At 44.6% G+C, this 26543-nt stretch carries 25 protein-coding genes; all 25 read right to left on the reverse strand.

Features of this window, described 5'->3' with window-relative positions:
- Nucleotides 1–6: 6 nt before the first annotated feature.
- Nucleotides 7–783 (reverse strand): DivIVA domain-containing protein, encoded by a 777-nt coding sequence (locus AB5Z01_RS02570; RefSeq protein WP_287216225.1) that lies wholly within the window; start codon nt 781–783, stop codon nt 7–9.
- 19 nt (nt 784–802) lie between these two features.
- Complete coding sequence (locus AB5Z01_RS02575) at nt 803–1585, reverse strand: YlmH/Sll1252 family protein (protein WP_332008924.1); 783 nt, start codon at nt 1583–1585, stop codon at nt 803–805.
- A 2-nt stretch (nt 1586–1587) separates the two neighbouring features.
- The gene (locus tag AB5Z01_RS02580; protein WP_242989556.1) at nt 1588–2037 is read right to left on the reverse strand and encodes a cell division protein SepF; all 450 of its coding nucleotides are present in this window, start codon (nt 2035–2037) and stop codon (nt 1588–1590) included.
- A gap of 2 nt (nt 2038–2039) precedes the next feature.
- The gene (locus tag AB5Z01_RS02585) at nt 2040–2786 is read right to left on the reverse strand and encodes a YggS family pyridoxal phosphate-dependent enzyme (protein WP_287216222.1); all 747 of its coding nucleotides are present in this window, start codon (nt 2784–2786) and stop codon (nt 2040–2042) included.
- Nucleotides 2734–3969 carry an HlyD family efflux transporter periplasmic adaptor subunit gene (locus AB5Z01_RS02590; RefSeq protein WP_287216221.1) on the reverse strand — a complete coding sequence of 412 codons (1236 nt, stop codon included), beginning with the start codon at nt 3967–3969 and terminating at the stop codon, nt 2734–2736. The genes AB5Z01_RS02585 and AB5Z01_RS02590 overlap by 53 nt, the downstream gene beginning before the upstream one ends.
- Before the next feature lie 14 nt (nt 3970–3983).
- A complete protein-coding gene (hfq, locus tag AB5Z01_RS02595; protein WP_022287370.1) occupies nt 3984–4226 on the reverse strand; it encodes an RNA chaperone Hfq in 243 nt (80 codons plus the stop codon).
- Nucleotides 4227–4299: 73 nt separating this feature from the next.
- Complete coding sequence (gene miaA / locus AB5Z01_RS02600; protein WP_117891452.1) at nt 4300–5244, reverse strand: tRNA (adenosine(37)-N6)-dimethylallyltransferase MiaA; 945 nt, start codon at nt 5242–5244, stop codon at nt 4300–4302.
- 21 nt (nt 5245–5265) lie between these two features.
- Entirely contained in the window at nt 5266–7344 is a 2079-nt protein-coding gene (gene mutL, locus AB5Z01_RS02605; RefSeq protein WP_287215671.1) for a DNA mismatch repair endonuclease MutL, read from the reverse strand.
- 14 nt (nt 7345–7358) lie between these two features.
- Nucleotides 7359–7712 (reverse strand): TIGR04076 family protein, encoded by a 354-nt coding sequence (locus AB5Z01_RS02610; protein WP_256320227.1) that lies wholly within the window; start codon nt 7710–7712, stop codon nt 7359–7361.
- Nucleotides 7713–7721: 9 nt separating this feature from the next.
- A complete protein-coding gene (gene mutS / locus AB5Z01_RS02615; RefSeq protein WP_368365314.1) occupies nt 7722–10337 on the reverse strand; it encodes a DNA mismatch repair protein MutS in 2616 nt (871 codons plus the stop codon).
- A 179-nt stretch (nt 10338–10516) separates the two neighbouring features.
- Nucleotides 10517–10927 carry a YlbF family regulator gene (locus AB5Z01_RS02620; protein ID WP_022287374.1) on the reverse strand — a complete coding sequence of 137 codons (411 nt, stop codon included), beginning with the start codon at nt 10925–10927 and terminating at the stop codon, nt 10517–10519.
- Nucleotides 10928–10963: 36 nt separating this feature from the next.
- The gene (gene miaB, locus AB5Z01_RS02625) at nt 10964–12364 is read right to left on the reverse strand and encodes a tRNA (N6-isopentenyl adenosine(37)-C2)-methylthiotransferase MiaB (protein WP_022287375.1); all 1401 of its coding nucleotides are present in this window, start codon (nt 12362–12364) and stop codon (nt 10964–10966) included.
- A gap of 143 nt (nt 12365–12507) precedes the next feature.
- On the reverse strand, nt 12508–13272 hold the full coding sequence (locus AB5Z01_RS02630) for a hypothetical protein (protein ID WP_195551188.1): 765 nt from the start codon (nt 13270–13272) through the stop codon (nt 12508–12510).
- A 152-nt stretch (nt 13273–13424) separates the two neighbouring features.
- Complete coding sequence (hisE, locus tag AB5Z01_RS02635) at nt 13425–13763, reverse strand: phosphoribosyl-ATP diphosphatase (RefSeq protein ID WP_195551189.1); 339 nt, start codon at nt 13761–13763, stop codon at nt 13425–13427.
- A 1-nt stretch (nt 13764) separates the two neighbouring features.
- Entirely contained in the window at nt 13765–14118 is a 354-nt protein-coding gene (gene hisI, locus AB5Z01_RS02640) for a phosphoribosyl-AMP cyclohydrolase (protein WP_041337174.1), read from the reverse strand.
- Entirely contained in the window at nt 14118–14495 is a 378-nt protein-coding gene (locus AB5Z01_RS02645; RefSeq protein ID WP_022287379.1) for an SdpI family protein, read from the reverse strand. Before AB5Z01_RS02645 ends, hisI begins: the two co-directional genes overlap by 1 nt.
- 5 nt (nt 14496–14500) lie before the next feature.
- The gene (gene hisF, locus AB5Z01_RS02650; protein ID WP_117856588.1) at nt 14501–15256 is read right to left on the reverse strand and encodes an imidazole glycerol phosphate synthase subunit HisF; all 756 of its coding nucleotides are present in this window, start codon (nt 15254–15256) and stop codon (nt 14501–14503) included.
- A 1-nt stretch (nt 15257) separates the two neighbouring features.
- The gene (hisH, locus tag AB5Z01_RS02655) at nt 15258–15872 is read right to left on the reverse strand and encodes an imidazole glycerol phosphate synthase subunit HisH (protein WP_041337171.1); all 615 of its coding nucleotides are present in this window, start codon (nt 15870–15872) and stop codon (nt 15258–15260) included.
- Nucleotides 15873–16451, reverse strand: a complete 579-nt coding sequence (gene hisB, locus AB5Z01_RS02660; RefSeq protein WP_368365323.1) for an imidazoleglycerol-phosphate dehydratase HisB — start codon at nt 16449–16451, stop codon at nt 15873–15875.
- 18 nt (nt 16452–16469) lie between these two features.
- A complete protein-coding gene (gene hisD, locus AB5Z01_RS02665) occupies nt 16470–17759 on the reverse strand; it encodes a histidinol dehydrogenase (RefSeq protein WP_022287383.1) in 1290 nt (429 codons plus the stop codon).
- A 29-nt stretch (nt 17760–17788) separates the two neighbouring features.
- On the reverse strand, nt 17789–18424 hold the full coding sequence (hisG, locus tag AB5Z01_RS02670; protein WP_022287384.1) for an ATP phosphoribosyltransferase: 636 nt from the start codon (nt 18422–18424) through the stop codon (nt 17789–17791).
- Between the two features lie 19 nt (nt 18425–18443).
- Nucleotides 18444–19643, reverse strand: a complete 1200-nt coding sequence (hisZ, locus tag AB5Z01_RS02675; protein WP_287215679.1) for an ATP phosphoribosyltransferase regulatory subunit — start codon at nt 19641–19643, stop codon at nt 18444–18446.
- A 263-nt stretch (nt 19644–19906) separates the two neighbouring features.
- Entirely contained in the window at nt 19907–24385 is a 4479-nt protein-coding gene (locus AB5Z01_RS02680; protein ID WP_278644441.1) for a PolC-type DNA polymerase III, read from the reverse strand.
- A 15-nt stretch (nt 24386–24400) separates the two neighbouring features.
- Nucleotides 24401–25453 (reverse strand): flavodoxin-dependent (E)-4-hydroxy-3-methylbut-2-enyl-diphosphate synthase, encoded by a 1053-nt coding sequence (gene ispG / locus AB5Z01_RS02685; RefSeq protein WP_368365315.1) that lies wholly within the window; start codon nt 25451–25453, stop codon nt 24401–24403.
- A 14-nt stretch (nt 25454–25467) separates the two neighbouring features.
- Complete coding sequence (locus tag AB5Z01_RS02690) at nt 25468–26508, reverse strand: RIP metalloprotease (protein ID WP_117896681.1); 1041 nt, start codon at nt 26506–26508, stop codon at nt 25468–25470.
- Nucleotides 26509–26543: the final 35 nt, after the last annotated feature.

Genomic DNA, 26543 nt, shown 5'->3' on the forward strand with positions numbered 1-26543 from the left:
TTTGAATTAATTATTTTTACCAAATTTAAGCTCAGCAGGAGCTGTCTTTGGTATAACAGGGTCGAAAGAACCAGTGTTAAGTATCTTCTCAACGTGCTCACTGTCAGTAACAGGTGCAGATTCAGCCTCAACAGTTTCCTCAGGCTCAGCTGTTTCCTCTGCCTGCTCCTCTGCAGCTTCCTGAGTTTCCTCGACTGTTTCTTCTTCCTCATACTCCTCTGCTGTATCCTCGGCAGACTCGGACGCAGGAATTTCCATAATAAGTCTTATCTGCTTATTATAAAGCTGAGTAAGGTCAGCCTTGAACTGAGTTACCTCAGCCTTGAGGTTCTCAAACTTAGCAAGCTCCTCGTCATAAGCGGCTCTTACTTCATTTATCTTCTTTTCTGTTATCTCGGTATTAGTTCTGATAAGCTCAGCGCACTTTTCCTTATGCTCCTTAACTATTCTCTCACACTCAGAGGCACTCTGCTCTGCGAGTCTTACCTGCTCTGTTTTGGCAGACTCGATCATATCGTGAGCCTGAGTTTTGGCCTCAGTAAGTATCTTATTTGACTCTTTCTGAGCCACAACAAGAGCCTGCTGGATAGCTTCCTCGTCCTCTCTGTACTCGTTTATCTTCTCAACGAGCTTGATTATCTTAGCTTCGGTATCCTGATTTGCCTTTACGACTTCGGCATAATCCTCGGCTACCTGCCCGAGAAATTCTTTTACGTCTTCTTTTGAATAACCGTTTTTCTCGGTATCAAAAGTTTTTCCTTTAATATTATTTGGATTTAACATACTAGGACCTCCGTGATCTTTACACAAATTTATTTAAAGTTATATGTATTCTGTCTTTTTTAGTTGTGCCGTCAACTGAAAGCAGCTTGAATTTTCCGTATCCTCTCACTGAAAATGTACAGCCCTCTTCAAGAGGTATTTTCGGTGAATTTTTCGGCATATGGTCTATTTCAATGCCCACGTTTTTTATAAGCTGTGCTGACTTTTCTCGTGATATCCTTGCGGCAAGACTTAAGATACAATCTGCACGCATGGAAGCCACAGTTCCGCTTATTTCCTGAGTTTTCTGCTCAATATGTATACTGCCGTCATAGCCCTCCCGGAGCTTCACTCCTGCTCTGCCGACCTTTGTCAAGACGCTTGTAACCTCGCCTGCCACAGAAGAACGCAGGAACATCGCTGACTTTCCCTCTCCCACAAGAATGTCGCCAACGCTGTCTCTTTTTATTCTTAGTCCCATAAGCGAGCCTAGGATATCTCTGTGAGTTATTTTATCCTCTTTGCGATACAGCAGTGTAATTGCGGTGATAGGAAAATCCTCACTTTCTGCCTCGCAATATTCAGGATAGACGCACAGCATACGCCTTGCGGCGTTTTCATATCCGCCCCAAAGCCTATAATTCTCATATTTCACAGACGCCATGAGTTTTTCGCACAGCAGACACTGCCTTTCATCGAGAAACGCGGAAAACTTTGTTATATACTTTTCATCAGCCGCCATTATCCAATCGGAAACTCTGTCTAACAGACGGATATCGTCCTCAGACAAGTCGGGCAAAAACTGATATTTAGCACGAGCCATTTTTAGAAGCTATAGCCGTTATTTTCAAGCTCGCTCATAAGGTCAACTCCTGAGAAGCCAACGTTTCTAGGCATGATAGCGAAAGTTTTCTGAGCCATCATCTTGATGTCTGCACCATTTGCATACGCAACGCCTGAGATAAAGTCAAGTATTCTCTTTGCGTCCTCGCTCTTTACAGTTTCCAGGTTGAGAAGAACTGTCTTTCCCTCATTTATATCGCCGCCGATAGACTTGACCTCTGAAAAATCGTTTGGTCTTGCAAGAACTATCTGCAAAGTCGTGGTTTGCTCCATTCTTACCGGACGTGCGTTATTGCCATATGCACCTGTGTTCTTTGGTGCTTCGTTGTATTCTGTTTTATTCTCATACATCGGCTGCTGATACATTGCGTCCTCCTGCTCAAGTTCATCTTCGCCTACAAAGAGATTTTTTAATTTCTGCATTGCACCCATTTTTAATCCTCCAAATATTTTCTAGCTCCGAAAAGCTTTGTTCCGATCCTCACCAAATTTGAGCCATGCTTTATGGCAAGCTCATAGTCCCCAGACATTCCCATTGAGAGAATATCCATAGACACGTTCGGTATGTCCTGTTCCTTTACACTAAGAAAGATACCGTGCATTTTCTCAAAAACGTCCTCACCTGAGCCTACAGGCGGTATTGCCATAAGACCCTTTACGGAAACGTTAGGCAGCTGCGCGGTCTGTCTTACAAGCTCCTCAGCCATTTCAGCGGAAACGCCGCTTTTAGTAGCCTCTTCGCCTATATTTATTTCCACAAGGACGTTCATAGTTTTATTATTCTTCACTGCAAGCCTGCTTATCTCATGAGCAAGCTTCAGGTTATCGACAGACTGTATCAGAGTAACGTCATTGATTATATATTTCACTTTATTGGTCTGCAAATGTCCGATAAACTGCACTTCTGCACTTTTATCGTAAGCTTCCTTCTTGGAAAGAAACTCCTGCACCCTGTTTTCGCCCAGCAGCTTAAAGCCCTGAGCCACAGCGAAATTCACCTTTTCAGGCGGCACTGTCTTTGTGACAGCCATTATCCTGACTTCTTCGTCAGGCTTACGCCATTTTGCTTTGGCGTTCTCTACATTATAACATATTTCCTTACAGTTTTCAAGAACCTCCGGAAAATAATTATCCTGAGGTGACAGCGTTGCTGTCTGATCTACTTTGCTGCACATCTTCATCTGATACCACCTCTAACAAAATTTGATCGTAAAGCAGCAGATAATCCTCGTTTGAGGTATTTTCAGAGAGCACATAATCATCGCCCTCATAAATAACATTGATCTTCTTAAAGGTAACGTCCTTGCCGAGTATCACATAAACGCCCTTCTGATCGCCCTGAAAACGTATCGCACTTCTTGGTACTTTAAGACCCTGATACTCGTCGAAGATAAGCTCCGCAGACTGCACTCTTGACTCAACAAGAGCTTCGTCAAGTCTGTCACAGGAAAGCACGACGACCACTTTGTTCTCATCGTCCTCACAAGGCTTAACAGACTCCACCTGAACGTCATAGATGTTTTTTGTGGTACTGAGCGTCATTCTGAGCCATGCGCCCTCTGTTATCCTTTTATCGTTTTCCATGATCCCTGCTATCCTGCATGAATAGTCGGAAAACATTTTGCCAATGGCGTTCGGTGCGTCCTTACTAGGCTGGCCGATGACCTTTTGGATATCCTTGTCAGTGAGCTGGGAAGCGTTCTCCATAGTAAGCTCGCTCTCATAGCCGTCTGCATAGGAAACAAAATAGCCTGTTTCGTCAGCAGTGATCGTTTTTCCTGAGCCTGAGGTCTGTTCCTCCAGCTCCTTGACTTTCGCCTGAAGCTGGCTTATCCTTTCGTCATAGCTCTGCTCGGTCTTTGTGACGATATTATAAATATTCATCACAAGGGACATATCCTCTCTTGTTTTTGCAAACTCAGAGAAATTATCCTGAGAAGAATATGAGAGAAGCTCCTTATATTCCTTATCTATCTTGCTTTTGAGCGTTTCAGGCTGAACATAATTCGTTGTACCCGGATTTTGTGCTCTTTCAAGGGCGGCTATTTCGCTTTCAAGTATCTTTATCTTGTTTTTCGCTGTAACAGCGTCCTCAGAAGAATAAACTGACGCTATGGTATTGCCAACAGATATTTTACTGCCGTCGGAATAGGTATAATCCAAAACTCCGCCGCCGTCATAGGTGACCACCTTTTCATCTCTGATTATAACGCCCTTAAAAGCAATATCCTCATTGATAGTAACAAGCACAGCTTCCTCGGTGTCATGACGCTCTGTAAGTGCACTGTATATCTGACTGCCGATAGTTGTGATTATCAGCACAGAAAGCAGACCGGTAAGTATTTTAACGGTCAGAGATTTCATTTTTTACTGCCCTCTTAAATATCTGAATTGCCTGCGGCGTCAAGAACGTTGATATATCTTGACGGAACGATAGTTGAGATAGCATGCTTATAAACTATGTTCTGCTTGCCCTCGCAATCGAGAACTACAACATAGCTGTCAAAGCCCTTTACAACGCCTTTGAACTGGTAACCGTTCATAAGGATAAAGGTAGACGCTATCTTGTCTTTTCTGATCTGGTTGAGTATAACGTCCTGAAGATTAAGATTCTTATTCATAAATAACACTCCTAAAAATTTTTACAGCAATGTATTGCTTTTTTTACTATAAAATCTTTCAAATTATATTATATCACATAATTTCCGATTTGGCTATAATATTTTTGATATTTTCTATAATTTTTTGAAAACTATCAAATTTATCTGTTTCCACCCACTGAATTCCGTCAACTCGTCTAAACCAAGTAAGCTGTCTTTTGGCATAATGACGGCTTTCCTGTTTGATTTTGTCGAGGCATTCACAAAGCTCAGCTTTGCCTTCAAAATACGGCACGAGCTCCTTATAGCCTATCGCCTGATAAGCTGTAGCAGGGGTAAAGCTGTCATAAAAAACTCTGCACTCCTCTATAAGTCCATTTTCCACCATTACATCAACACGGCGGTTTATACGGTCATAGAGATACTGTCTGTCGGAAGCTGTAAGACCGATAATGCAGGCGTTATATGGCGACTTCTCACGACGGCTGTTCACCTTATGCTGTGAAAGGGGTATACCTGTAGTTTCAAAGACTTCAAGTCCTCGTATGACCCTTGGCAGGTTGTTCTCATGGACTTTCTCCGCAGTTTCGGGATCGACCTCTCTGAGCCTTTCCCACAAAGCGTGACCGCCCAGCGTCTTGGCTTCCTCCTCAAGACGTTTTCTGACTGAGCCGTCCGTTTCGGTATCGTCAAAGATTACGTTGTTCACAAGTGAGCTTATATATAGTCCTGTTCCCCCGCAGAGAATAGGAACTTTGCCACGGCTGTGTATCTCTCTGATACGCTCACCTGCGAGCTTCACATAATCTGCCACGGAAAAAGCCTGCTCAGGCTCGAGAAAATCTACAAGATAATGTGGCACGCCCTGCATTTCCTCTTTGGTAGGCTTGGCAGTAGCGATGCTCAGACCCTTATATATCTGCATAGAGTCTGCGGAAACTATCTCACCGTCATATATCTTTGCAAGCTCCACTGCGCAGGCGGTCTTTCCACTGGCGGTAGGCCCTGCAATGACAAGGAGAGGTATTTTATTTTCCATAGCTTTCGCCTCCTGCATTTTTTATAGAACTCGTCTGAACTGCTTTTCTATATCTCTTTTGGTGAGGGTTATCATAACAGGTCTGCCATGAGGGCAATATCTGATATTTTCCTGACCATAAACGGCATTCACGAGCGCCTGCAATTCTATTCCGCTGTTGGTATCGTTCGCTTTTATTGCAGCTTTGCAGGCGATAGAATGGTAGAGGTCGTCAAAAAGCTCTATTTGCGGATTGAGTTTATTCTCGATAAAATTCTTTGCAAGTTCGCTGATTATATCCGCAGGGTTATCGTCACCAAGAATGATAGGCACGCCCTTTACTGCAACAGTTGGCGCAACGTCCGGCTCTATCTCAAAGCCAAGCTGTGACACCTTATCGAGGTTTGCGGTGAGAGCGTCATACTCGTCATAGGAAAGCAATACCATGATAGGCTCTAGGAACATTTGCGTTTCAAGCTGTTCGGCATCGCTTTTTATCCTCTCGAAAATATATCTCTCATGAGCGGCATGCTTATCCATAAGTATCATTTCGTCGCCCACCTGTGCCACAACATAGGTCTTGAAAAGCTCGCCCACCACAACAGGCTTCGGCTTTTCAGGCTCTTTCTCCTCCACGATAACGGAAACAGGCTTTTTCTTTGTGAAGCTTTGAGCGTCGATAAACTTGAAAGCTTCTCCGCTCTGCTCCTCCGGCTCTTCGGGGAGAGGTATCTCGCTTATCGCCTTGTTTATCTCCTCCACTGTCACCTTATGGGGCTTCGGCTCAGGGCCTGAAATGGCTGTGACAGCTGTTTCTCTCTTTGCAGGCTGTTCAAGGCTTGCAAGGAACATATCGTCACTGCCGCTGAGTTTTTCTTTTTCTTCCTCAGTTATGCTCCTGCTCTCGACTGTTTTAAGCGTTGGTGCAGGCTTTTGATAGCTGTACGAATTTTCGTACTGTTTCTCTGTCTGCGGCTTTGGGACAGGTATCTCAGCCTTTGAGGCAGCAGGCTTTTGACCATTATCCTCCATGGCGAATTTAAGCTGAACGCTGTTATCCTTTTTAGGTATATCAAAAAGCTCTCTGTCGGTGAAATTACGCTTGTTTTCAAGGTGCATCTCATTAGGTCTGTCATTCTTCATAAGGGAATTTTTCACCGCAAAGAACACAGCCTCGTGCATAAGCTTTTCGTCTGAAAAACGCACTTCTATTTTAGTAGGGTGGACGTTCACATCTATGGTATTCGGTGGGATATCGATATAAAGCACGCAAGCCGGGAATTTTCCCGTCATAAGAAGATTTCTGTAGGCTTCTTCAAGTGCCGCCGCACAAGCCCTTGACTTCACATATCTTTTATTTACAAAGAAATTCTGAAAACGTCTGTTAGGCTTTGCAGACAGAGGCTTGACAGTGAATCCTGTTATGTGCATACCCTGCCATGTGTAGTCAACTTCAAGCATGGAGTTTGCAAAATCTCTGCCATAAACTGAATAAACTGCGGAATATATCTTGCCGTCCCCTGCTGTCAATATCTCAACTTTATTATCCCTGATGAACTTGAATGATATCTCAGGGTGTGAAAGGGTAAGCTTTGTAACAAGGTCTGCGGCAAAATTGCCCTCTGAAACGTCCTTTTTCAGAAACTTTAGTCTTGCAGGAACATTATAGAAAATATCCCTGACAACGAAAGTTGTGCCGTCAGGACAGCCGCACTCCTCGCAGGTCTTTTCCACTGCGCCCTCGATAACATAATGCGTGCCGTAATCCTCCTCGGGACGTTTCGTAAGCACGTCTACCTTGGATACTGCACAGATAGAAGCAAGTGCTTCACCTCTGAAGCCGAGGGTCATAATACTGTCAAGGTCATTTTTTACTGATATTTTACTTGTTGCATGACGAAGAAAGGCTATAGGCAAATCATCTTTTGAGATACCCTTGCCGTTATCCGTCACTCTTATATAGGTGCGGCCACCGTTTTTTATCTCAACTGTTATGACGTTCGCACCTGCGTCTATTGCGTTTTCAAGAAGCTCCTTTATTATTGAAGCAGGTCTGTCTATTACCTCGCCCGCCGCAATAAGTTCGGAAACTTCCTTGCTCAGAACTTTTATTTCTGACATTTTTCTATCCTTTTCTATGGCTCTTTCCAAAAGCCGCCTGTATGAAAATTCTCCTTGCCTGTCGGCTTTGCTGTCAAGCGGAACATGACACAGCCGTCAGGACAAACGATAGTTTTTGTATATTTGCTGTCGCCGCCTATCTTAGTGAGATCTCCTCCGCTGCGGACAGCTTCCATAATGGGATAAAGCATCATCATTGTTTTACTGCAAATGCCATAGCCGTCCTTATTCACGGGACAGCCATAGGTGCAGAAATATTTATCCCCTATCTCCTCGCCGTTTCGGCAATATCTTTCAGTATGGTCGCCACGGAGAAAGCCCGTGACCTCTATTTCAAACTCATATTCCTCGTCATACCACTTTTTCATGACGCTCACCTAAACATATTTCAGCAAGTCTTTCACAAAATCTCTAAGCTCGCTGTCGGTCATTTCGTCTATGTTGGTTTTTCTAAGTCTGTCGGTAACGATGCTGTCGCTTATTTTGTCAAAGGATATCTGGTCGCTTTCTATCTGCTCAGCGGCAAGTCTTGCCTTTTTGTTTTCCGCTTCAAGCTGTTCGAGAAGCTCTTTGGCTCTGTTTATTATCTTGTTTGGCAGACCCGCAAGCTTTGCAACTTCTATGCCGTAGCTTTCGTCAACTCCGCCCGGAACTATCTTTCTAAGGAACTTGATACTATCCCCCTGACGCTTTACTGCAACAGAGAAATTTCTCACGCCGTCAAGCTCTTTTTCAAGGCTTATAAGCTCATGATAGTGTGTTGCAAACAAGGTCTTGCAGCCCATTGATCTGTTGGTGGAGATATACTCCGACACTGCCCTTGCAATGGAGATTCCGTCAAAGGTTGAAGTACCTCTGCCCACCTCGTCGAGGATAACAAGGCTGTTTTTTGTGGCGTGCTTTACGATATCTGCAACCTCGCTCATTTCCACCATGAAGGTGGACTGACCTGCGGTAAGGTCATCAGAAGCGCCTATTCTTGTGAATATTTGGTCGACTACTGATATTTTTGCATAGTCCGCAGGCACAAAACAGCCTATCTGCGCCATAAGTGTGATAAGAGCAACCTGACGCATATAAGTTGATTTACCTGACATATTCGGACCTGTTATGACAGCCATTCTGTTGCTTGTAAGATCAAGATATGTGTCGTTAGGCACGAACACCTCGTCTTTCTGCATAAGCTCAACAACGGGGTGTCTGCCGTTTTTGATATCAATAATGCCGTCAATGGCTATCTCAGGCTTTGTATAGTTATTGTTCACCGCCGCAGTTGCAAAAGAGCAAAGCACGTCTATCTGCGCCACTGCTATGGCAGTTTCCTGCACAAGTCTAAGCTGAGTTGCTGCAAAATCTCTTATCTCCGCAAATATTTCCTGCTCAAGAGTTGCTATCTTATCGCTTGCACCGAGAATAGTGTTCTCTGCGACTTTAAGCTCGTCCGTGATAAAACGCTCGCAGTTGGCAAGGGTCTGTTTTCTTATATAGTTGTCAGGCACAAGGTCATAGTAAGACTTTGTTACCTCGATATAATATCCGAAAACTCGGTTATAGCCTATTTTCAGATTTTTGATACCCGTTTTTTCTCTTTCACGCTCCGCAATATCATCAATTATACCCTTGCCTCCTGAGATTATATTTCTCAGTCCGTCAAGCTGTTCGTTGAAGCCGTCTTTGATAACGTTGCCGTCCTTGACATTAACAGGCGGTTCGTCAACAATGGCGTTCTCAACAAGGTTTGAGATAGCTTCAAGGGTGGATATTTTATTGTTGCAGTTTGCAAGAAGCTTTGAATCAAAACCTTTGAGAAGCTCCTTTATCTCAGGGAGTTTAAGTGCTGTCAGCGACAGTGATTTAAGATCTCTAGGGGTAGCGGTCTTATACATTACCCTTGTCATGAGTCTTTCAAGGTCATAGACTCCTCCCAGTATCTCTTTTAGCTCTCCAAGTTCAACAGGCTTCATTGTGAGCTGTTCAACAGCGTCAAGTCTGTCGATTATCTTTGCAGGATTGACAAGGGGCTGTTCCAGGAAGGATTTTAGCATACGCTTGCCCATTGAAGTTTTGGTATGGTCAAGCACCCATAGGAGCGAGCCTTTTTTCTCTTTATTTCTGAGAGTTTCTGTAAGCTCCAGATTTCTTCTTGCAGTGAAGCCGATAGTCATGATAGGGTCGGCGTCATGCTTTATTATCTCGGAAAATCTGCCCACCAATGCTTTCTGTGTATCGTGTATGTATGCAAAAAGTCCGCACACTGCAAATGCTGCAACTGTGTCAGGCTTAACGCCAATAGATTCAAGGCTGTTTGTGGAAAACTGTTTCAGCACCTCTTCTGTATGTATCTCAGGGGAAAAATCGTTCTCCTCCAAAAGCTGAACGCTGGTCTTGAGCTTTTCTCTTATGAAGCTTGAAAGCTCTTTATTTGAAAGAAAAGCGTCATTTATAAGAATCTCCGCAGGGGAAAATCTCGACAGCTCATTTATAGCCGAGCTTGTCATTTCCTTGCCCTCAAACTCAAACAGATGCACCTCGCCTGTGGAAATATCCGCAAGGCACAATGCGCTTTCCTTGGCTCTCATATAAAATGCACAGATATAGTTGTTGGACGTTTCATCAAGCATACTGCTTTCGATAAGCGTGCCCGGTGTGACTACTCTTATGACCTCTCTCGGCACTATGCCCTTGCACATGGCAGGATCCATGGTCTGCTCACAGATAGCCACGTTGTAGCCTTTTTCAATAAGCTTTTTCAGATAAACGTCGCAGGCATGGTGAGGCACACCGCACATAGGCGCTCTTTCCTCAAGTCCGCAGTCACGACCTGTCAAAGTAAGCTCAAGCTCTCTTGACGCAATGATAGCGTCATCAAAGAACATTTCATAAAAATCTCCCAGTCTGTAGAACAGTATATGGTTTTTATATTTGTTCTTTACTTCAAAATACTGCTTCATCATAGGTGACAGCTTTGAAAAATCTATATCTTTGGTTTCCACTCAAACTCACTCCGTTTCATATATTTATCCACGCACATATCCCATTATGATATTCGTTCAACACACATTGTTGCGCCATATCCCTATAGAAATTATCCGCCCCAGTCTGAAGTGGTCTTCAGATTCGGGCAGACGGGGGATAAGCTCCCCCTGACTATTATTCGTTTTTTGATACTGTCTTAGTGACAGCCACCGCATGATGCGCAGCTTCCTGAACAGCTATGAGGAGCTTCCTCTGGGCAAGTCATTGGATCTTCGCCGTTTGCAGCCATTGAGATGATATAGTTTACAGAGCCGAGAAGCTTATCCATAACTTCTTTAGCTTCGTTAAATGCGATCATCTTAGGCATAGCCATGATCTCGTCATAAAGCTCTCTGATCTGAGTGTCAAGTGCTGTCATCTTCTCGCCGTCCTTATCAGGCTTCTGCATCTCAACGCTGAGCTGTGAACGGAGCTGATTGAACTCGCCTATTTTGTTCTGTATCTCAACATCTGTATCATTGATAGAACAAGCCTCCATATAAGCCTTGTATCTCTCGTCTTCCTGAATAGCCTGTCCAAGCTTTCTTGTCATTTCAATTACATCCATGGTAATTCTCCTTTAAATATTATTCAGCTTTCGCTGTTATTTATCTTCAACAAGCTCGCCTCTCAAAGCCCAGTTCATTGCTTTTGTTATGCGAACCTGAATGAATTTACCGATATATTTTTTATCCGCTTTCACCTCGACGATCATATCCTCGTCGCTTTTGCCTGTGAGATAATCAGCGCCAGTTCTGCCTTCGCCTGTTGGCAGCACGGTTACAGTTCTTCCCACAAATCTTGAAAGCCACGCTGTTGACACCTCTCTCTGCTCCAGCAGTAATTCTCTCAGCCACAGACCCTTCTGCTTGTCTGAGATGTGATCCTCCATTTCGGCAGCCTTTGTGCCGCTTCGTCTTGAATACACAAAAGAATAGATATTATCGTACTTTACCTTTTTGATAAGCTCCTTAGTTTCGCAGAACTCCTCGTATGTTTCACTTGGGAAGCCTACGATAAGGTCTGTTGTGAATGAAAACTCAGGGTCTTTGCTTCTGGCATAGTCGATTATTTTCAGATAATCCGCCGTGGTATAGCGGCGATTCATAAGCTTTAGTATCCTGTCTGAGCCTGCCTGCACAGGAAGGTGCAAATGCTTGCACACCTTTTTGCATTCAAGTATAGCGTCAATAAGCTCATGGCTTGCGTCCTTTGGGTGGCTTGACATAAATCTTATGCGAAAATCGCCCTCTATCTTGTCAAGCTCTCTCAAAAGCTCAGGAAAACCATAACTGTATGAATTAACGTTCTGACCAAGCAATGTTATTTCCTTATAGCCGTTTTTCACAAGAGCTTTTACCTCTGCGATAACGGACTCAGGCTTTCTGCTGCGTTCTCTGCCCCTGACATAAGGCACTATGCAATAGGTGCAGAAATTGTTGCAGCCATACATTATAGGCACGAACGCTCTTATCTTATCGTCACGGAGCTGTAAAAAATCCTCGTTTATGTCAACATGATTTTCTGACAGATTGAATATCCTGTCATGCTTTGATATTATCTCCCACAGCATATTATACATATCGTTGTATGCAAAAGTTCCGAAAACCAAGTCCACCTGACGGTAGGTCTTTTTTATTTTTTCTGCAACGTGCTTCTGCTGAGCCATACAGCCGCAGATACCTATAATAAGCTCGGGATTGTTTTCTTTGAGATGTTTAAGGTCGCCAAGCTTGCCGAACACCTTGTCCTCGGCATTTTCTCTTACCGCACAGGTATTATACAATATAAGCTGAGCCTCGTTCACATCGGACGTGAACTCATAGCCCACCTTTGAGAGCATACCTTTTATTTTCTCACCGTCGCTGACGTTCTGCTGACAGCCGTATGAATGGATAAGGGCAAGTGGCTTGTGACCGCAAGTTCTTTCGTATTCACCAGACCATTGGAGCAGCTTCTGCGGAGCGGTTTCCTCATTTATTATTTCCGAAAAATTCTCAGTCATTGATATCCTCATTTCATTTCGTACATTCCTTTTAATTATAAATCTTTTAAGGCTTCTTGTCAAGCGTTTTGGGAGCGAAGAGCCAAACAGGTCGCTTTGCAAAACAAAAAGGGGCAGAAAACTCCGCCCCCATAGATCACATATTATCCCTGAGCTTCGCCCTGACCCTCTGTATCATTTTCTTCCTTGCAGTGGGGTTCTTCAAGTCCTCTTGGGAAAAATTCTACTGTCGGGAATGCTATCTTTTCAAACATCTCGCACGGGCTGTCACTGTTTGTGGAACACTCCTTGCCAGGTACGCAGTAATCATATACAGGCACCATTATAGGCACAGGTCTTGACAACTGAATGATAGCGAAAAGACCAATAGTGATAAGAACGTTCTTTTCCTCGCTTGGTGCAGGCTCTGCGACAAGCTTTGCGTCAAGACACATTGGCGCTGCTACGCTCACAGAAGCGCAAGGCATTGCCGCTGTGCAGCAACAGCATGAGCAGCCGCTTGTAGGCGAAGTTGTGACGATCTGGTTCGGCTCGCAGGTAGAAAATCTCTGTGTGCCGCCGTCACTGCCGAAAAGTATCACTTTCTTTGTGAAAGTCGATGTGCCGTAAACTACTGTTGGAGCTGCGCCTGCCGCTTCATATGCTTCTATCTGCGCCCTGAATGTGTAAGTAACGTCAACTGCGTAAAAGCCGTGGTTGAATGCCACCGGAGATATTGCAAAGCTTACGTCTGTCACGTCGATACAAGTGCTTTTGATATACGCCGCAGCGTTTATCACGGTCTGGTCTGCCTGGCTGAATGTAAATGCAAGATCCTCCAGACAATCCTGTGACGAGCATGAATCAAACACACGCATTGCCTCGATACACATTGCTTCCTTGAAAGGTTTGCCGTTAAAATCGCTCATAGTAAGTCCTCCTATAAATCAAATCATGGAAGTTTTTTTACTTCGCTATATTCTATTCGGCAAAAGGCTTTTGTGTGCTTAAATTTCTGAAAATCCTCTCATAAATCAAAAAAAGCCCTGCGCATGAACGCAGAGCCTTTGGATACATATAATCAGGTGTTCTTGTCTACCTGATGAAATTTCTTCAGATTGCCTATCTTTTCGTTTCTCTCGTCAAGGACCTTTTCCACGTCAGACCACTCAAGTCCCTGATTTGCCGCAAGCACCATAACGTGATAGAGAAGGTCGTTTATTTCGTTTTTCAGCTCGTCATTGTCACCATTTTTAGCAGCGATAACTGTTTCTGTAGCCTCTTCGCCCACCTTTTTGCAAATCTTGTCTACGCCCTTGTCGAAGAGATAAGCTGTATAGCTGTTCTCCTGAGCCTTGCCTGCTTCATAGTCAGTTTTACGCTGTTTTATTACCTCGAAAATTTCCTGATAAACTGTCATTTTATTCTTCCTCCGTATTATATATCTCATTGAAAAAGCAGCTATATGAGCCTGTATGGCAGGCTGCACCTGTCTGCTTTACGTTAATAAGCAGGGTATCGTTATCGCAGTCCGCATAGATAGAAACCACCTTTTGCAGATGACCGCTTGTTGCACCCTTGTTCCAATATTCCTGTCTTGATCTGCTCCAATACCATGTATAGCCTGTTTCAAGTGTTTTTTTCAAGCTCTCCTTATTCATATAAGCAAGCATAAGCACAGTTTTTGTATCCACATCAAATGCGATAGCAGGTGTAAGCTCGCTTTTTACGAAGTATTTGTCCAAATCGTTTATATCAACTTTTATTGGGTTCATTATTTGTCCTTTCTGTTGCCGTCTTGGTCGAAATTATCTTTGAGTGCTCGTTCTGTTGGTACTATCGTCCAGCACAAAAATACCACCTGTATCACTTCAGCTATGCACATTATCACAGTCGCCTTGCCGCTGCTCATAAAGAAATATGGAACACAGACCAATGCCGAAATTATCGTCATGACCGCTCCGACCTTTACCCACAGACGTCCGCAATAATTGTGGGCAAAATCCCACGTTTCCTGATTTTTCAATGACATAGCAGTGCGATAGCCCACCAAGCAGTTGATATCTTTCGGTGTATGCTTATACATCAGATAGCCGCACAATATCATAAGCACTGGTATAAACAAAGTAAATACGATATTGAAAACAATCATTATGCTCACCTCACGATAATTCCCTTGCTCCTGCAATCGTCCTTTACCTGTCCAACTGTCAGCTCTTTGAAATGGAAAAGGCTTGCGGCAAGAGCCGCTGAGCAATCAGTTTCAAGGAAAGCGTCAGCAAAGTCTGAAAGCTTTCCTGCTCCGCCGCTTGCGATAACAGGTATCTTTACAGCACTGCACACAGCTTTCAGCATTGGCAGATCAAAGCCGCCCCTTACGCCGTCTGTGTCGATAGAGTTCAGGCATATCTCACCTGCACCGAGCTGTTCGCACTTTTTAACCCAGTCGATAAGATCCATTCGCATATCCACTCTGCCGCCGTTTATATAAACCGTCCACTTGTTGTCGCCGACCTTCTTTGCGTCAACGCCAACGCATATGCACTGACAGCCGAAAATATCTGCTCCGTCCTTTATAAGCTGAGGATTCTGCACTGCCTGAGAGTTCACTGACACCTTGTCTGCGCCTGCACGGAGAGTATCTCTTATATCGTCAACAGTCTTTATTCCGCCGCCGACAGTGAGCGGTACAAATACCTTTTTTGCTGTTTCACGAACAACGTCCAGCATAACTCCTCTGCCCTCGTGGGAGGCTGTTATGTCATAGAAAACTATCTCGTCTGCACCCTGAAGATTGTATTCATATGCACACTCCACAGGGTCGCCGACTTCTTTTATGCCCTCGAAATTTACTCCCTTTACTACCTTTCCGTCACGCACATCAAGGCATGGTATAATTCTTTTTGCAAGCATATTATTTTACCTCCTGTGACATTTTCGCAAAGTTTTCAAGTATTTTAAGACCGGTCTTTCCGCTTTTTTCGGGGTGGAACTGACAGCCGAAGATATATCTTCCGTCCGATACCACCGCAGGGACTTTCGAGCCGTATTCGCAGTAGGCATACAGATTTTTATTGTCGCAGAAAGCCTTGTATGAGTGTACAAAATAAACATACTCGTCATCGCCCAGTCCGTCAAAAAGGGGACAGTCATGATTATACACAAGCTTATTCCAGCCCATGTGTGGGATAACGAGGTCAGGCTCGTTTATCTTGTCAACATATCCGCCGATAAGACCAAGACCCTTGCATTCCTCAAATTCATAGCTTTTCTCGAAAAGCAGCTGCATTCCAAGGCATATGCCAAGGAAAGGCTTTATTTTAGCCTGCTCCTTGATAGTGTCGATAAGACCGCTAAGACCGAGCATATTCATTGCCCATGGGAACGCTCCCACGCCGGGGAGTATAATTGCGTCGGCTTTTTCGATATCTTCTTTTTTGTCTGTGAGCTTGTTCTCAAAGCCAAGATAGTCCAGAGCGTTTTTTACAGAGAATATATTGCCTGCACCGTAGTCGATTATTGCTATCATTTAAAGCACTCCTTTGGTGGATAAAACTCCTGTTCCTGTTATTTTTACAGCGTCCTTCAAAGCGTGAGCCACTGCTTTGTACATTGCTTCTGCAATATGGTGGTCGTTCTTGCCGTACTCCTCACGGATATGCAGTGTTATGCCTGAATTGAATGCAAAGGCTCTGAAAAATTCTTCTGTCAGGCAGGTGCCATACTGACCTATCCTGTCGTCATGGAACTCAGCATTGAACGCAAGGAAAGGTCTGCCGCTTATATCCAGTGAGCAAAATGCCAGCGCTTCGTCCATTGGCACGAAAGCCGAGCCATATCTTGCAATGCCTGCTTTGTCGCCGAGAGCCTCTGCAAATGCTTTGCCAAGGCATATGCCAACGTCCTCAACTGTATGGTGTCCGTCAACATAAAGGTCGCCTGTGCACTCAACGTCCATGTCTATTCCGCTGTGAACGCCAAGGGCTGTGAGCATATGGTCAAAGAAGCCTATGCCTGTGTTTACACTTACCTTGCCCTCACCGTCAAGCTTCACGAACACCTCTATATCAGTTTCCTTAGTTTTTCTTTTTATCTCCGCTGTACGCATTTTCATCACCTTTACCGCTTAAAATCTTACCTTTATTGCATTTGCGTGAGCCGTCAGACCCTCTTTTTCTGCAATAAGAACGATATCGTCCTTTGCTTCTCTGAGAGCGTCCTCAGTATAGTATGTAAAGCTTGAACGCTTTTCAAAGCTGTTTACTGACAGAGGCGAGAAGAATCTAGCTGTACCGCTTGTTGGAAGAACGTGGTTAGGGCCTGCATAGTAGTCGCCAAGCGGCTCTGAAGCATACTGACCAAGGAATATTGAACCTGCATTATCAAGTCTGCCAAGATACTCCATAGGATTTTCAAAAAGCACTTCAAGGTGCTCAGGAGCAAATCTGTTTGCAAGGTCGCAAGCTTCGTCCTTTGTATTGCAGATAAGGATAGCACCGTAATTTTCAAGAGAGCTTTCGATTATCTCTTTTCTTGAAAGGCTCTGCACCTGTCTGTTTATCTCTTCGATAGTTCTGTCTGCAATGCTCTCGCTTGTTGTAACAAGGATAGCGGAAGCAAGCTTGTCATGCTCAGCCTGTGACATAAGGTCTGCGGCAATGAACTTAGGGTTAGCCTTTTCGTCAGCCATAACAAGTATCTCGCTCGGACCTGCCACCATGTCGATATCAACAACACCATAAAGAAGCTTCTTTGCTGTTGCAACATAGATATTTCCAGGGCCTACTATCTTATCGACCTTTGGTATCTCCTCAGTGCCGTAGGCAAGGGCAGCGATAGCCTGTGCGCCGCCGCTCATGAACACTCTGTCAACTCCGCAGAGAGCTGCTGCCACAAGAATATCCTTATTTGGTGTGCCGTCTTTGAGAGGAGGTGTCACCATGATTATCTCCTTAACGCCTGCTATCTTTGCAGGAACTGCATTCATAAGCACGCTTGACGGATAAGCTGCTGTGCCGCCCGGAACATAAAGACCAACTCTGTTAAGTCCTCTTACCTTCTGACCGAGAATACAACCATTATCCTTAGCGTTTATAAAGCTCTGTGACTTCTGTCTCTGGTGGAAATCTGTGATGTTCGCAACTGCATTGAGCATTGCGTCAACAAAGTCCTGATCGGCTTCAGTGAGAGCGTCGTTTATAACATCTCTTGGAACTTCATAATACTCTGGGAGCTTGCCGTCAAACTTTTCTGTATAAGCCTTTACAGCGTTGTCGCCACCCTCTCTGACAGTTTCGATTATTTCATTAACAACGGCTGTGACCTTCTTATTTGTTTCGCCACTTCTCTTTTCAAGCTGCTTGAAAAACTCTACCTCGTCTTTGCCGTTGACAAAAATCTTCTTTATTTCAGCCATTTCAATACTGTCCTTTCCGTTTATATAAACTACTTGTCGATATTTTCTTCAACAAGCTTTACAAAATTCTCGATCTCCTGCTGGCGCATTTTCATGCTTACCATATTTACGATAAGCCTTGCAGAGATAGGGCAAACGTCCTCGATGACTTCAAGACCGTTTTCTTTAAGTGTCGTGCCTGTTTCAACGATATCAACGATACCGTCTGCAAGCTCAAGGAGCGGTGCAAGCTCCACTGAGCCTTCTATCTTGATGATGTCAACGTCCATTCCCTTTGCTTCAAAAAATCTTCTTGTGATGTTAGGGTATTTTGTTGCAACTGTCTTGACATCAAATCCGCCGTAGAACTTTGAGCCTTTCTTTGTGGCAAGTGCAAATTTACATCTGCCGAAGCCGATATCAACAAGCTCAAAGAACTTGCCCTGCATTTCCATGATAGTGTCCTTGCCAACAACGCCCATATCGCACACGCCATGCTCAACGTATGTGATAACATCGTTCGCCTTTGCTAGAACGACTTCAAGGTTTCCGTCAGGTACAGGAAGAATAAGCTTTCTTCCCTTTTCTCTTATTGCGGTACAGTCATAGCCTATCTTCTCTAAAAGACCGACTGTATCCTTTTCAAGTCTGCCCTTTGTAAGAGCTATCCTAAGGGGTCTGTTCATTTTAACTTATCCTCCAAACTTATATATCAAGCTCTGTTATCTCGCTGCCAACGACCACAAGCTTCTTTATTCCCTTTGACTTTGCGTAAGCCTTTGTTTCATCGAGGGTGTTGAAAAGCGAATTTTCAACTGTCAGACCCTCTCTTACGAGCGTCTGAGCATATTCCATGGCTTCCACCACGTAGCCCTTTTCGCCAAACACAACTGCGTCAGGAGTTCTGAGCTTTGGTGCTCCGCCTAGCTTTTCGATATGTCTTGCAACAGAGTCAACGCTTATGCCGAAGCCCACCGCCGGGCAATCATTGCCGAACTCTGCCAGAAGTCTGTCATATCTTCCGCCTTTAAGCACCGACTGACCGACCTCTGAAAGATAGCCCTTGAACACGATGCCTGTATAGTAGTCTGCATGACTCACGATGCCAAGGTCAACAGATATCTTGCCCTCATAACCAAGGCTTGAAAGTCTGGTGTAGACCTCTTTAAGGTTATAAAGTATGCCTGTTATCTTATCGTCAGTATAAATATCAGCAGCCTTGTCGAACACCTCAACACCTCCGAACAGTCTTGGGAGCTGTCTGAGCGCGTTAGTCACCTGATTGTCGCCCACCTCGTCAAGAATATCGTTAAGTGCAGGATAGTTCTTTGCAGATATAAGAAGTCTTATCTCCTCTCTTACTGCGTCGTCAACGTCAAGCTGAGCCACAAGCTCCTTGAAATATCCGATATGACCTATCTCAAGTCTGAAATTCTCCTTATCAAAGCTTGAAAGGGCTTCAACAGCAGTGCATAGCACCTCGTAATCCGCTCTCTTGGAATTCTCTCCGCCAATAAGCTCTATACCTGCCTGAACTACCTCGTCTGAACGTCCTTTGAGCAGGGAGTTATTTTCAAAAATGCTCTGATTGTAGTATAGTCTAAGGGGAAGCTTTGCTCCCTTTAGTCTTGTGGAAGCAAGTCTTGCTATGGGTATCGTGGAATCAGGACGCATAACGATAAGTCTGCCCTTTGAATCTGTAAGCTTATAAAGGTTCTCCTGCTGGAAGTTTCTCGAGCTTCCCATAAACAGATCATAAAACTCTATTCCCGGTGTTACCACCTCGCTGTAGCCAAAGCCCTCAAACAGCTTTGACAGCCTGTCCTCCACCATTCTTCGTGCCAGACAGCCCTCAAACAGCAGATCTCTCGTACCCTCAGGGGTTATAAGATCATATCTTTTCATACACTTTTCCTTCCTGTATATAAATTATAGATTTTACTTTTTATGTTGACGCTTGAATAAATATCCTCATAAACACACATTTAAGTGAATTGTAGGTGGACGGCGTCCTCGACGTCCCGCTTTCTATGTTGTTATGTAACGCCTTTACTTACTTTATCGTAGTAAAGTGATAGCATAGTATCAACATAAATAATTTTATCATACCCGCCCTTGTTTGTCAATAGTGTTACAAGGGCAAAGTATGAAATTGTGCATAGTAACTATCAGAACAACGATATCTGGTTAGATTTAGGCATATCGCCGAAAGCTCCGTTTTTCTCCAGAGTTTCGATAACAGATTTGGACACTCCGCTCTGCTGCTGGAACTCCTCGATAGAGATAAACTCGCCGTTCTGCGCCTTTTCGTAAATGCTTATCGCCGCAGACTCGCCCACTCCGTTAAGTGAACAGAACGGAAGCCTTATCTTGCCGTCCTCTATCTGATAGATAGTTGCGTGAGATTTTTTGATGTTTACAGGCAAAAAGTCATATCCACGGCTGAGCATTTCATTCACAAGCATGAGAATTTCAAGCACACCGCTGTCCTTGCCCGACACCTCGTCTTTTGGTTTATTCTTTATTTCTTCTATCTTGCTTCTGACGATATATTTTCCCTTGAGAGCGATCTCTGCATCAAAATCCTCGCCCTTGACCGTAAAATAAGTTGCATAGAATGCAAGCGGCTCATGCACCTTGAACCAACAAAGTCTTATAGCTGCCGTAACATATGCCGCCGCATGGGCTTTCGGGAACATATATTTTATCTTCAAACAACTGTCGATATACCACTCCGGAACGTCATGCTGACGCATATTCTCTTTCATTTCCTCTGTGAGCAGTTTCGGAGCTTTACCCTTACGGGTTATCTCCATTATCTTAAATGACAGCTTCGGCTCAACGCCATGATAAAGCAGATATGTCATGATACTGTCACGAGTACCGATAACATTTGAGATATCGCAGGTTCCGTTTTTGATAAGCTCCTGTGCGTTGCCGAGCCATACGTCAGTGCCGTGTGAAAGTCCTGATATCTGCAAAAGGTCAGAGAAGTTTTTTGGCTGACAGTCAAGAAGCATTTGTCTTACGAACGGCGTACCCATTTCAGGTATACCGAGCGTTCCCGTCTGACACATTATATCCTCCTCCGTCACTCCAAGTGACTCAGGGGAAGTGAACAGCGAATATACCGCAGGATCAGACATGGGACAATCGAGGATATCTCGTCCTGTGAACATTTCCAGATACTTATACATTGTCGGGTTATCGTGACCAAGCTCGTCAAGCTTCAAGATAGTATCGTGGAGAGAATGGAAGTCGAAGTGGGTAGTTACCATGTCAGAGTCCACTTTTTCCGCAGGGTGCTGAACAGGTGTGAAGTCATAGACCTCATAGTCGCTAGGGATAACGACCATTCCACCCGGGTGCTGAGAGGTCGTTCTCTTTATGCCGCAGCAGCCAAGTTTAAGTCTTTCTATCTCAGCCTTTGGCACTGTTTTTCCACGCTCGTCAAGATATTTCATAACATATCCGAAAGCTGTCTTTTCCTGTATCATGCCGATAGTACCGGCTTTGAACACATGGTCCTCACCGAAAAGGACTTCCGTATATTTATGCGCCTTTGCCTGATAGTCACCTGAGAAGTTAAGGTCGATATCAGGGGCTTTATCGCCGTCAAAGCCAAGGAACGTTTCAAATGGGATATCGTGTCCGTCACGGTGCATATTCTCTCCGCACACAGGACAGTTTTTCGGTGGCAGGTCAAAGCCTGAGCCTACCGAGCCGTCTGTAATGAACTCGCTGTGGTGGCAGTTAAGACAGACATAGTGTGGCACCAGAGGATTTACCTCAGAGATACCTGACATGGAGGCAACGAAGGACGAACCTACTGAGCCTCTTGAACCTACCTGATAGCCATTCTCGTTAGAGTTGGCAACAAGCTTCTGAGATATCATGTAAAGCACTGCAAATCCGTGCTTGATAATAGAGTCAAGCTCTCTTTTAAGTCTTTTGAAAACAAGGTCTGGAATGTGTCCCTCAAAATATTTTGATACGTCAACGTCCTCGCCCTCCGGAACTTCTATAGTTTCAGGGTCGCAGTCGCCGTAAATGGAACAGCATTTCTTCCAGCATATATACTGAAGCTGATAAACCGAGCCTTCGATAAAAGGCGTATAAGTACCGTTCGGAAACGCTTTCAGGTCAGGGTCTACCATATCAGCCACGTTGTTTGTATTCGTTACAACGACCTCAAATGCCTTTTCCTCGCCAAGATAGCTCAGCTCGTCAAGCATTTGGTTTGTGGTCTTAAGATACAGAGGAGGCTGAGTATCGGCGTCAGGGAAGCCCATTGAAGCCTGTATCACCGACCTGAACTGTGCGTCAGTCTTGTTCATAAAATGCACGTCGCCTGTTGCGCAGACGGGTATGCCCAAGTCCTCCCCAAGTTTTACAATAAAGCGGTTTATATCCTTTATATCCTCCGCTGTGTGTATCCTGTCATAAGGAGGCTTTTCGGTGGTGAGCATAAATTTGTTGTTTCCGTCAGGCTGGATCTCCAGATAGTCATAAAAGCTTGCTATCTGCTTTATCTCCTCATAATTTCTTCCCTCGAGATAAGCCTGAATGACCTCGCCACGCTCGCAGGCACTGCCGAGGATAAGGCCCTCACGGTGTCTTACAAGCTCAGATTTTGGTATTCTCGGACGTCTTTTGAAATATTTAAGATTGGAGTCTGATATAAGCCTATACAGATTTTTCAGACCCGTGTTATTTCTTACGATAATAATTTGGTGATAAGTCGGCTTTGCAAGCACCTGATTTTCATTTGCAAGCAAGCTGTTTATCATATCCACTGTTATAAGAATCAGAGGATACTGCTCCATGAGCATTTTCGACAGACTTATGAATATCCCTGCAAGCACCTCTGCGTCATCACAGCCACGGTGGTGCTGAAAATCCCCAAGTCCGAAATGCTCCGCCACATAGTTGAGTTTATGCTTTTCAAGCTCCGGAAGCATTATCTGCGACATTGGCACGGTGTCTATAGAAGAATATTTTATCTCGATGCCCTGTCTTTTTGCGCAGGCGGATATAAAGCCCGTATCGAACTGAGAATTGTGCGCCACAAGAACAGGGTTGTCACCTATAAACTCCTTGAATTTAAGGAGAGCTTCCCTTTCGCTTGCACCGTCCTTTACCATATCGTCAGTGATGTGTGTGAGGTTTGAGATAAACTCAGGGATAGGTCTTTCAGGGTTTACGAAAATATCGAGCTTGTCCACAACTTCAAGATCTCTCAGCTTGACAGCGCCTATCTCGATGATCCTATCTTCATTAGGATTTGTACCCGTAGTTTCAAGGTCAAAGCAGATTATCTCGTCTGTAAGCTCACGCTTGTCCGTTCCACGGAATATCTTTTCGTCATTATTGACCTCGTATGACTCTATGCCGTAAAGCACCTTGAAGTCACCGCCACCCTTGCGTATGCCGATACAGGTATTTCCGGCGTCAGGATAGCCCTGAACGACACCGTGGTCTGTTATGGCAAGTGCTTTGTGTCCCCATGAATAGGCTCTTTCCACAAGCTTGCCCGCAGGAGTGAGAGCGTCCATCATAGACATATTGGTATGACAATGAAGCTCCACACGCTTATGCTCGCAGGTATCCTTTTCCTTTTCACGCTTTACGACCATAATGCTGTCAGGCTTGATGTTTATAGAGTGGTCAAAATCGTCCTCCTCTATCTCACCTGCCACAAGTATGGTCTTGCCTGCCTTAAGGTGTTCCAGCATTGCCTCAAGCACTGCCCTTTTCAAGCCTTTCATGTTTCTGAAATTTTTGTTTGAGCCTATGAACTTTATAGAGTTTGAGGAAGTATAGTCGGTAAAATTCAGGTGTGCTATAAGCATACCCGACTTTGTTTCCTTTGTTTCCACAGGTCCGAAAATATCGCCCCAGACCACCACACGTCCACGGTAATCCGCAGGGATATCTTTCATCTGCATCACCTGCTCGTTTCCTGATATTGGCGCACCCATAAGCACAAGAGCGTCATCGCACAGAAGCGAGAACCTTGTGAAGTCTACATTTGCAGTTCGGAAATCCACAGAAGCACCGCTTGCAGTATTAGTGGTAACAGCCACCTTTTTCTCAGGCTGTGCAGGGTCTATTTTCGGCACAGGGAGGGAGTTCAAAAACTCCTCCTGCTCACGCTGATGCTCTTCCATATCAGTTTCAAGCACACCTGTGAGCCTTATATCCGCCCTTACGGAAAAAAGCTCCATGGTGAGCGCAGGAAAAGCCGTTTCTATGCCCGCCTTTTTCAGCAACGCTTCGCCCCCGTGTTTTATATCCACGGTGAAAATGCCGTTTTCATAAACAGCCTCAGCGTTGTCAAAAAAGCCGTTCACAAGAGGAAATCTGCTTTTAAGGAACTTGCAAAGCTCAGGAAAATACTCCGCACAAAGCATATCAGGGGTATATTTGAGCTGCAAAATAAACTTTCCTGCTCCGAGAGCCGCCCTCATTTTCATTTCAAATTCCACTGTGCTGTCAAAAGGCACCAGCTTGTCAAAAGCCGCCTGACAGGTAAAAGTGCCGTTTTCTTCGTTATAGCCCAGCCTTAATATCCTGCCCTTTTCTATCACAGAGGGTATAAGCTCCTTATAGTTCTCAAAGAAGCTTTCAATGGTGTATGTATTCATTTATGGTATATCCTTTTAAAGTTTTTCTATTTCCGCCAGAAGCGCAGGCAAAGCCTCCTCCTCTGATACCTTTCTGAGCTTTTCACCGTGGCTGAATATCACCGCACAGCCGTCACCGCCTGCAATGCCGATATCAGCGTTGCCCGACTCGCCTATGCCGTTCACAACACAGCCCATAACGGCTATCTTGATATCCTTGTCTATATCCTTGGTGGCTTCCTCAACCTTTTTTGCAAGACCTATAAGGTCCATCCTAGTTCTTCCGCAGGTAGGGCAGGAAACTATCCTTACTCCGCCACACTTGCCGATAGCCTTTAAAATATCCTTTGCGGCATATATCTCTTTTACAGGCTCGTCGGTAAGTGAAACTCTTATAGTTTCGCCTATACCGTCGCACAGAAGCGAACCTATACCGATAGATGATTTTATAAGACCCATTCTCTCAGTGCCAGCCTCAGTTACTCCAAGGTGCAAAGGATAGTTACAGGTCTGTGCACACAGTCTGTATGCCTTTATCATGGTCGGCACGTCTGATGACTTTATAGAGATAACTATATCCTCAAAGTCGCACTGCTCCAAAATTCTAACATGACCCATTGCACTTTCCACTAGGGCTTCAGCAGTTGGCGAACCGTATTTCGCAAGAAGCTCCTTTTCCAGAGAGCCGCCGTTCACACCTATCCTGATAGGGATATTTCTTTCACGACAGGCTTTAACCACCGCTTTCACCCTATCCATAGAGCCGATATTTCCGGGGTTTATCCTTATCTTGTCGATACCAGCTTCCGCTGCCGCAATGGCAAGGCGATAGTCAAAGTGGATATCCGCCACAAGAGGGATAGAGATCTTCTCTTTGATAGCTGGGATAAGCTTAACGGCTTCCATGTTTGGTATAGCCGCTCTGACTATCTCGCAGCCAGCCTTTTCAAGCTCCACAGCCTGCTTAACAGAGCCTTCTATGTCCGTAGACGGCACATTGAGCATTGATTGGATATATATCTTTTTGCCGTCAAGGACAAGTCCCCCCACCTTGACAGGTCTTACGTTTCTCTTATTTTCACCTGACATAAACAGTTCCTCCTTTAAACAAGCTTGATGATATCGCTCACCGTTACCACTACCATAAGAAGCAACAGAGCCGCCATACCGATAGCGTGTACCATTCCCTCATGCTCAGGCTTGACAGGCTTACGGCGTACCGCTTCGATAATAAGAAACAAAAGTCTTCCGCCGTCAAGTGCAGGCAATGGCAAGAGATTGAAAATGCCGATATTTATGGTCATGAACGCACCCAGCGACAACATTGTGTCAATAAGTGACGACCAATCTATTTTACCTGACTGGCTGTCCCTTTCGCTGTCGATAACATTGTCGATAGTGTCAACGATTCCCACAGGACCGCTGAGATCTTTTATGGAATACTTTCCTCTTATAAGGTCGGCAAAGGAGATATAGATAAGTCTGCCGTCAGTACAGCCCTGCTTAAAAGACTGAGTAATCACAGAGCCGACGGTCACAGCTTTTGGTGCGACCTTGAAATCGATGTGCATGGTATTATCGTCCGTTGCAAAGGTGACATCTTTAAGCTCCACCTTTTTTCCGTCACGCTTTACCACCATATCGAACTTGCCGTCCTCATCGTTGCCAAACTGATAGGACATATCCATAGTAGTGAAAATCCTCATGCCGTTGACCTCGATTATCTCGTCACCCACCTGCAAGCCGGTCGATTGGGACATAGCGTTATCCTCAAACCACGATATAGTGGTGGTTGCGATGCCATCAGACCTTGCGGTGCTGATACAAAGGATAATATATCCAAGCACAAGATTCATTATAACGCCTGCCACCACGATAAGCATTCTTTTTGGCAGGCTTTTATTACAAAACGCACCGCCGTCCTCGCTTCCGTTATCCTCGCCCTCCATGGCACAATATCCACCTATGGGAAACACACGCCAAGCGTAAAGGGTATCGCCCTTTTTCTTTTTGATAATGGCAGGACCCATGCCAATAGCGAACTCGTTGACCTTTACTCCGCTGGCTTTCGCCGCTATAAAGTGACCAAGCTCGTGTATTATTATGATAGCTTCAAAGATCAATATTGCAAATAATATACTCATTTTTTTACCTCGCATGAACACTCTGTGCGTTTGAT

Origin of the sequence: Ruminococcus sp. RTP21359st1_H3_RTP21359_211015 (assembly GCF_040909065.1) — a bacterium.
GTDB classification, from domain to species: domain Bacteria; phylum Bacillota; class Clostridia; order Oscillospirales; family Ruminococcaceae; genus Hominimerdicola; species Hominimerdicola aceti.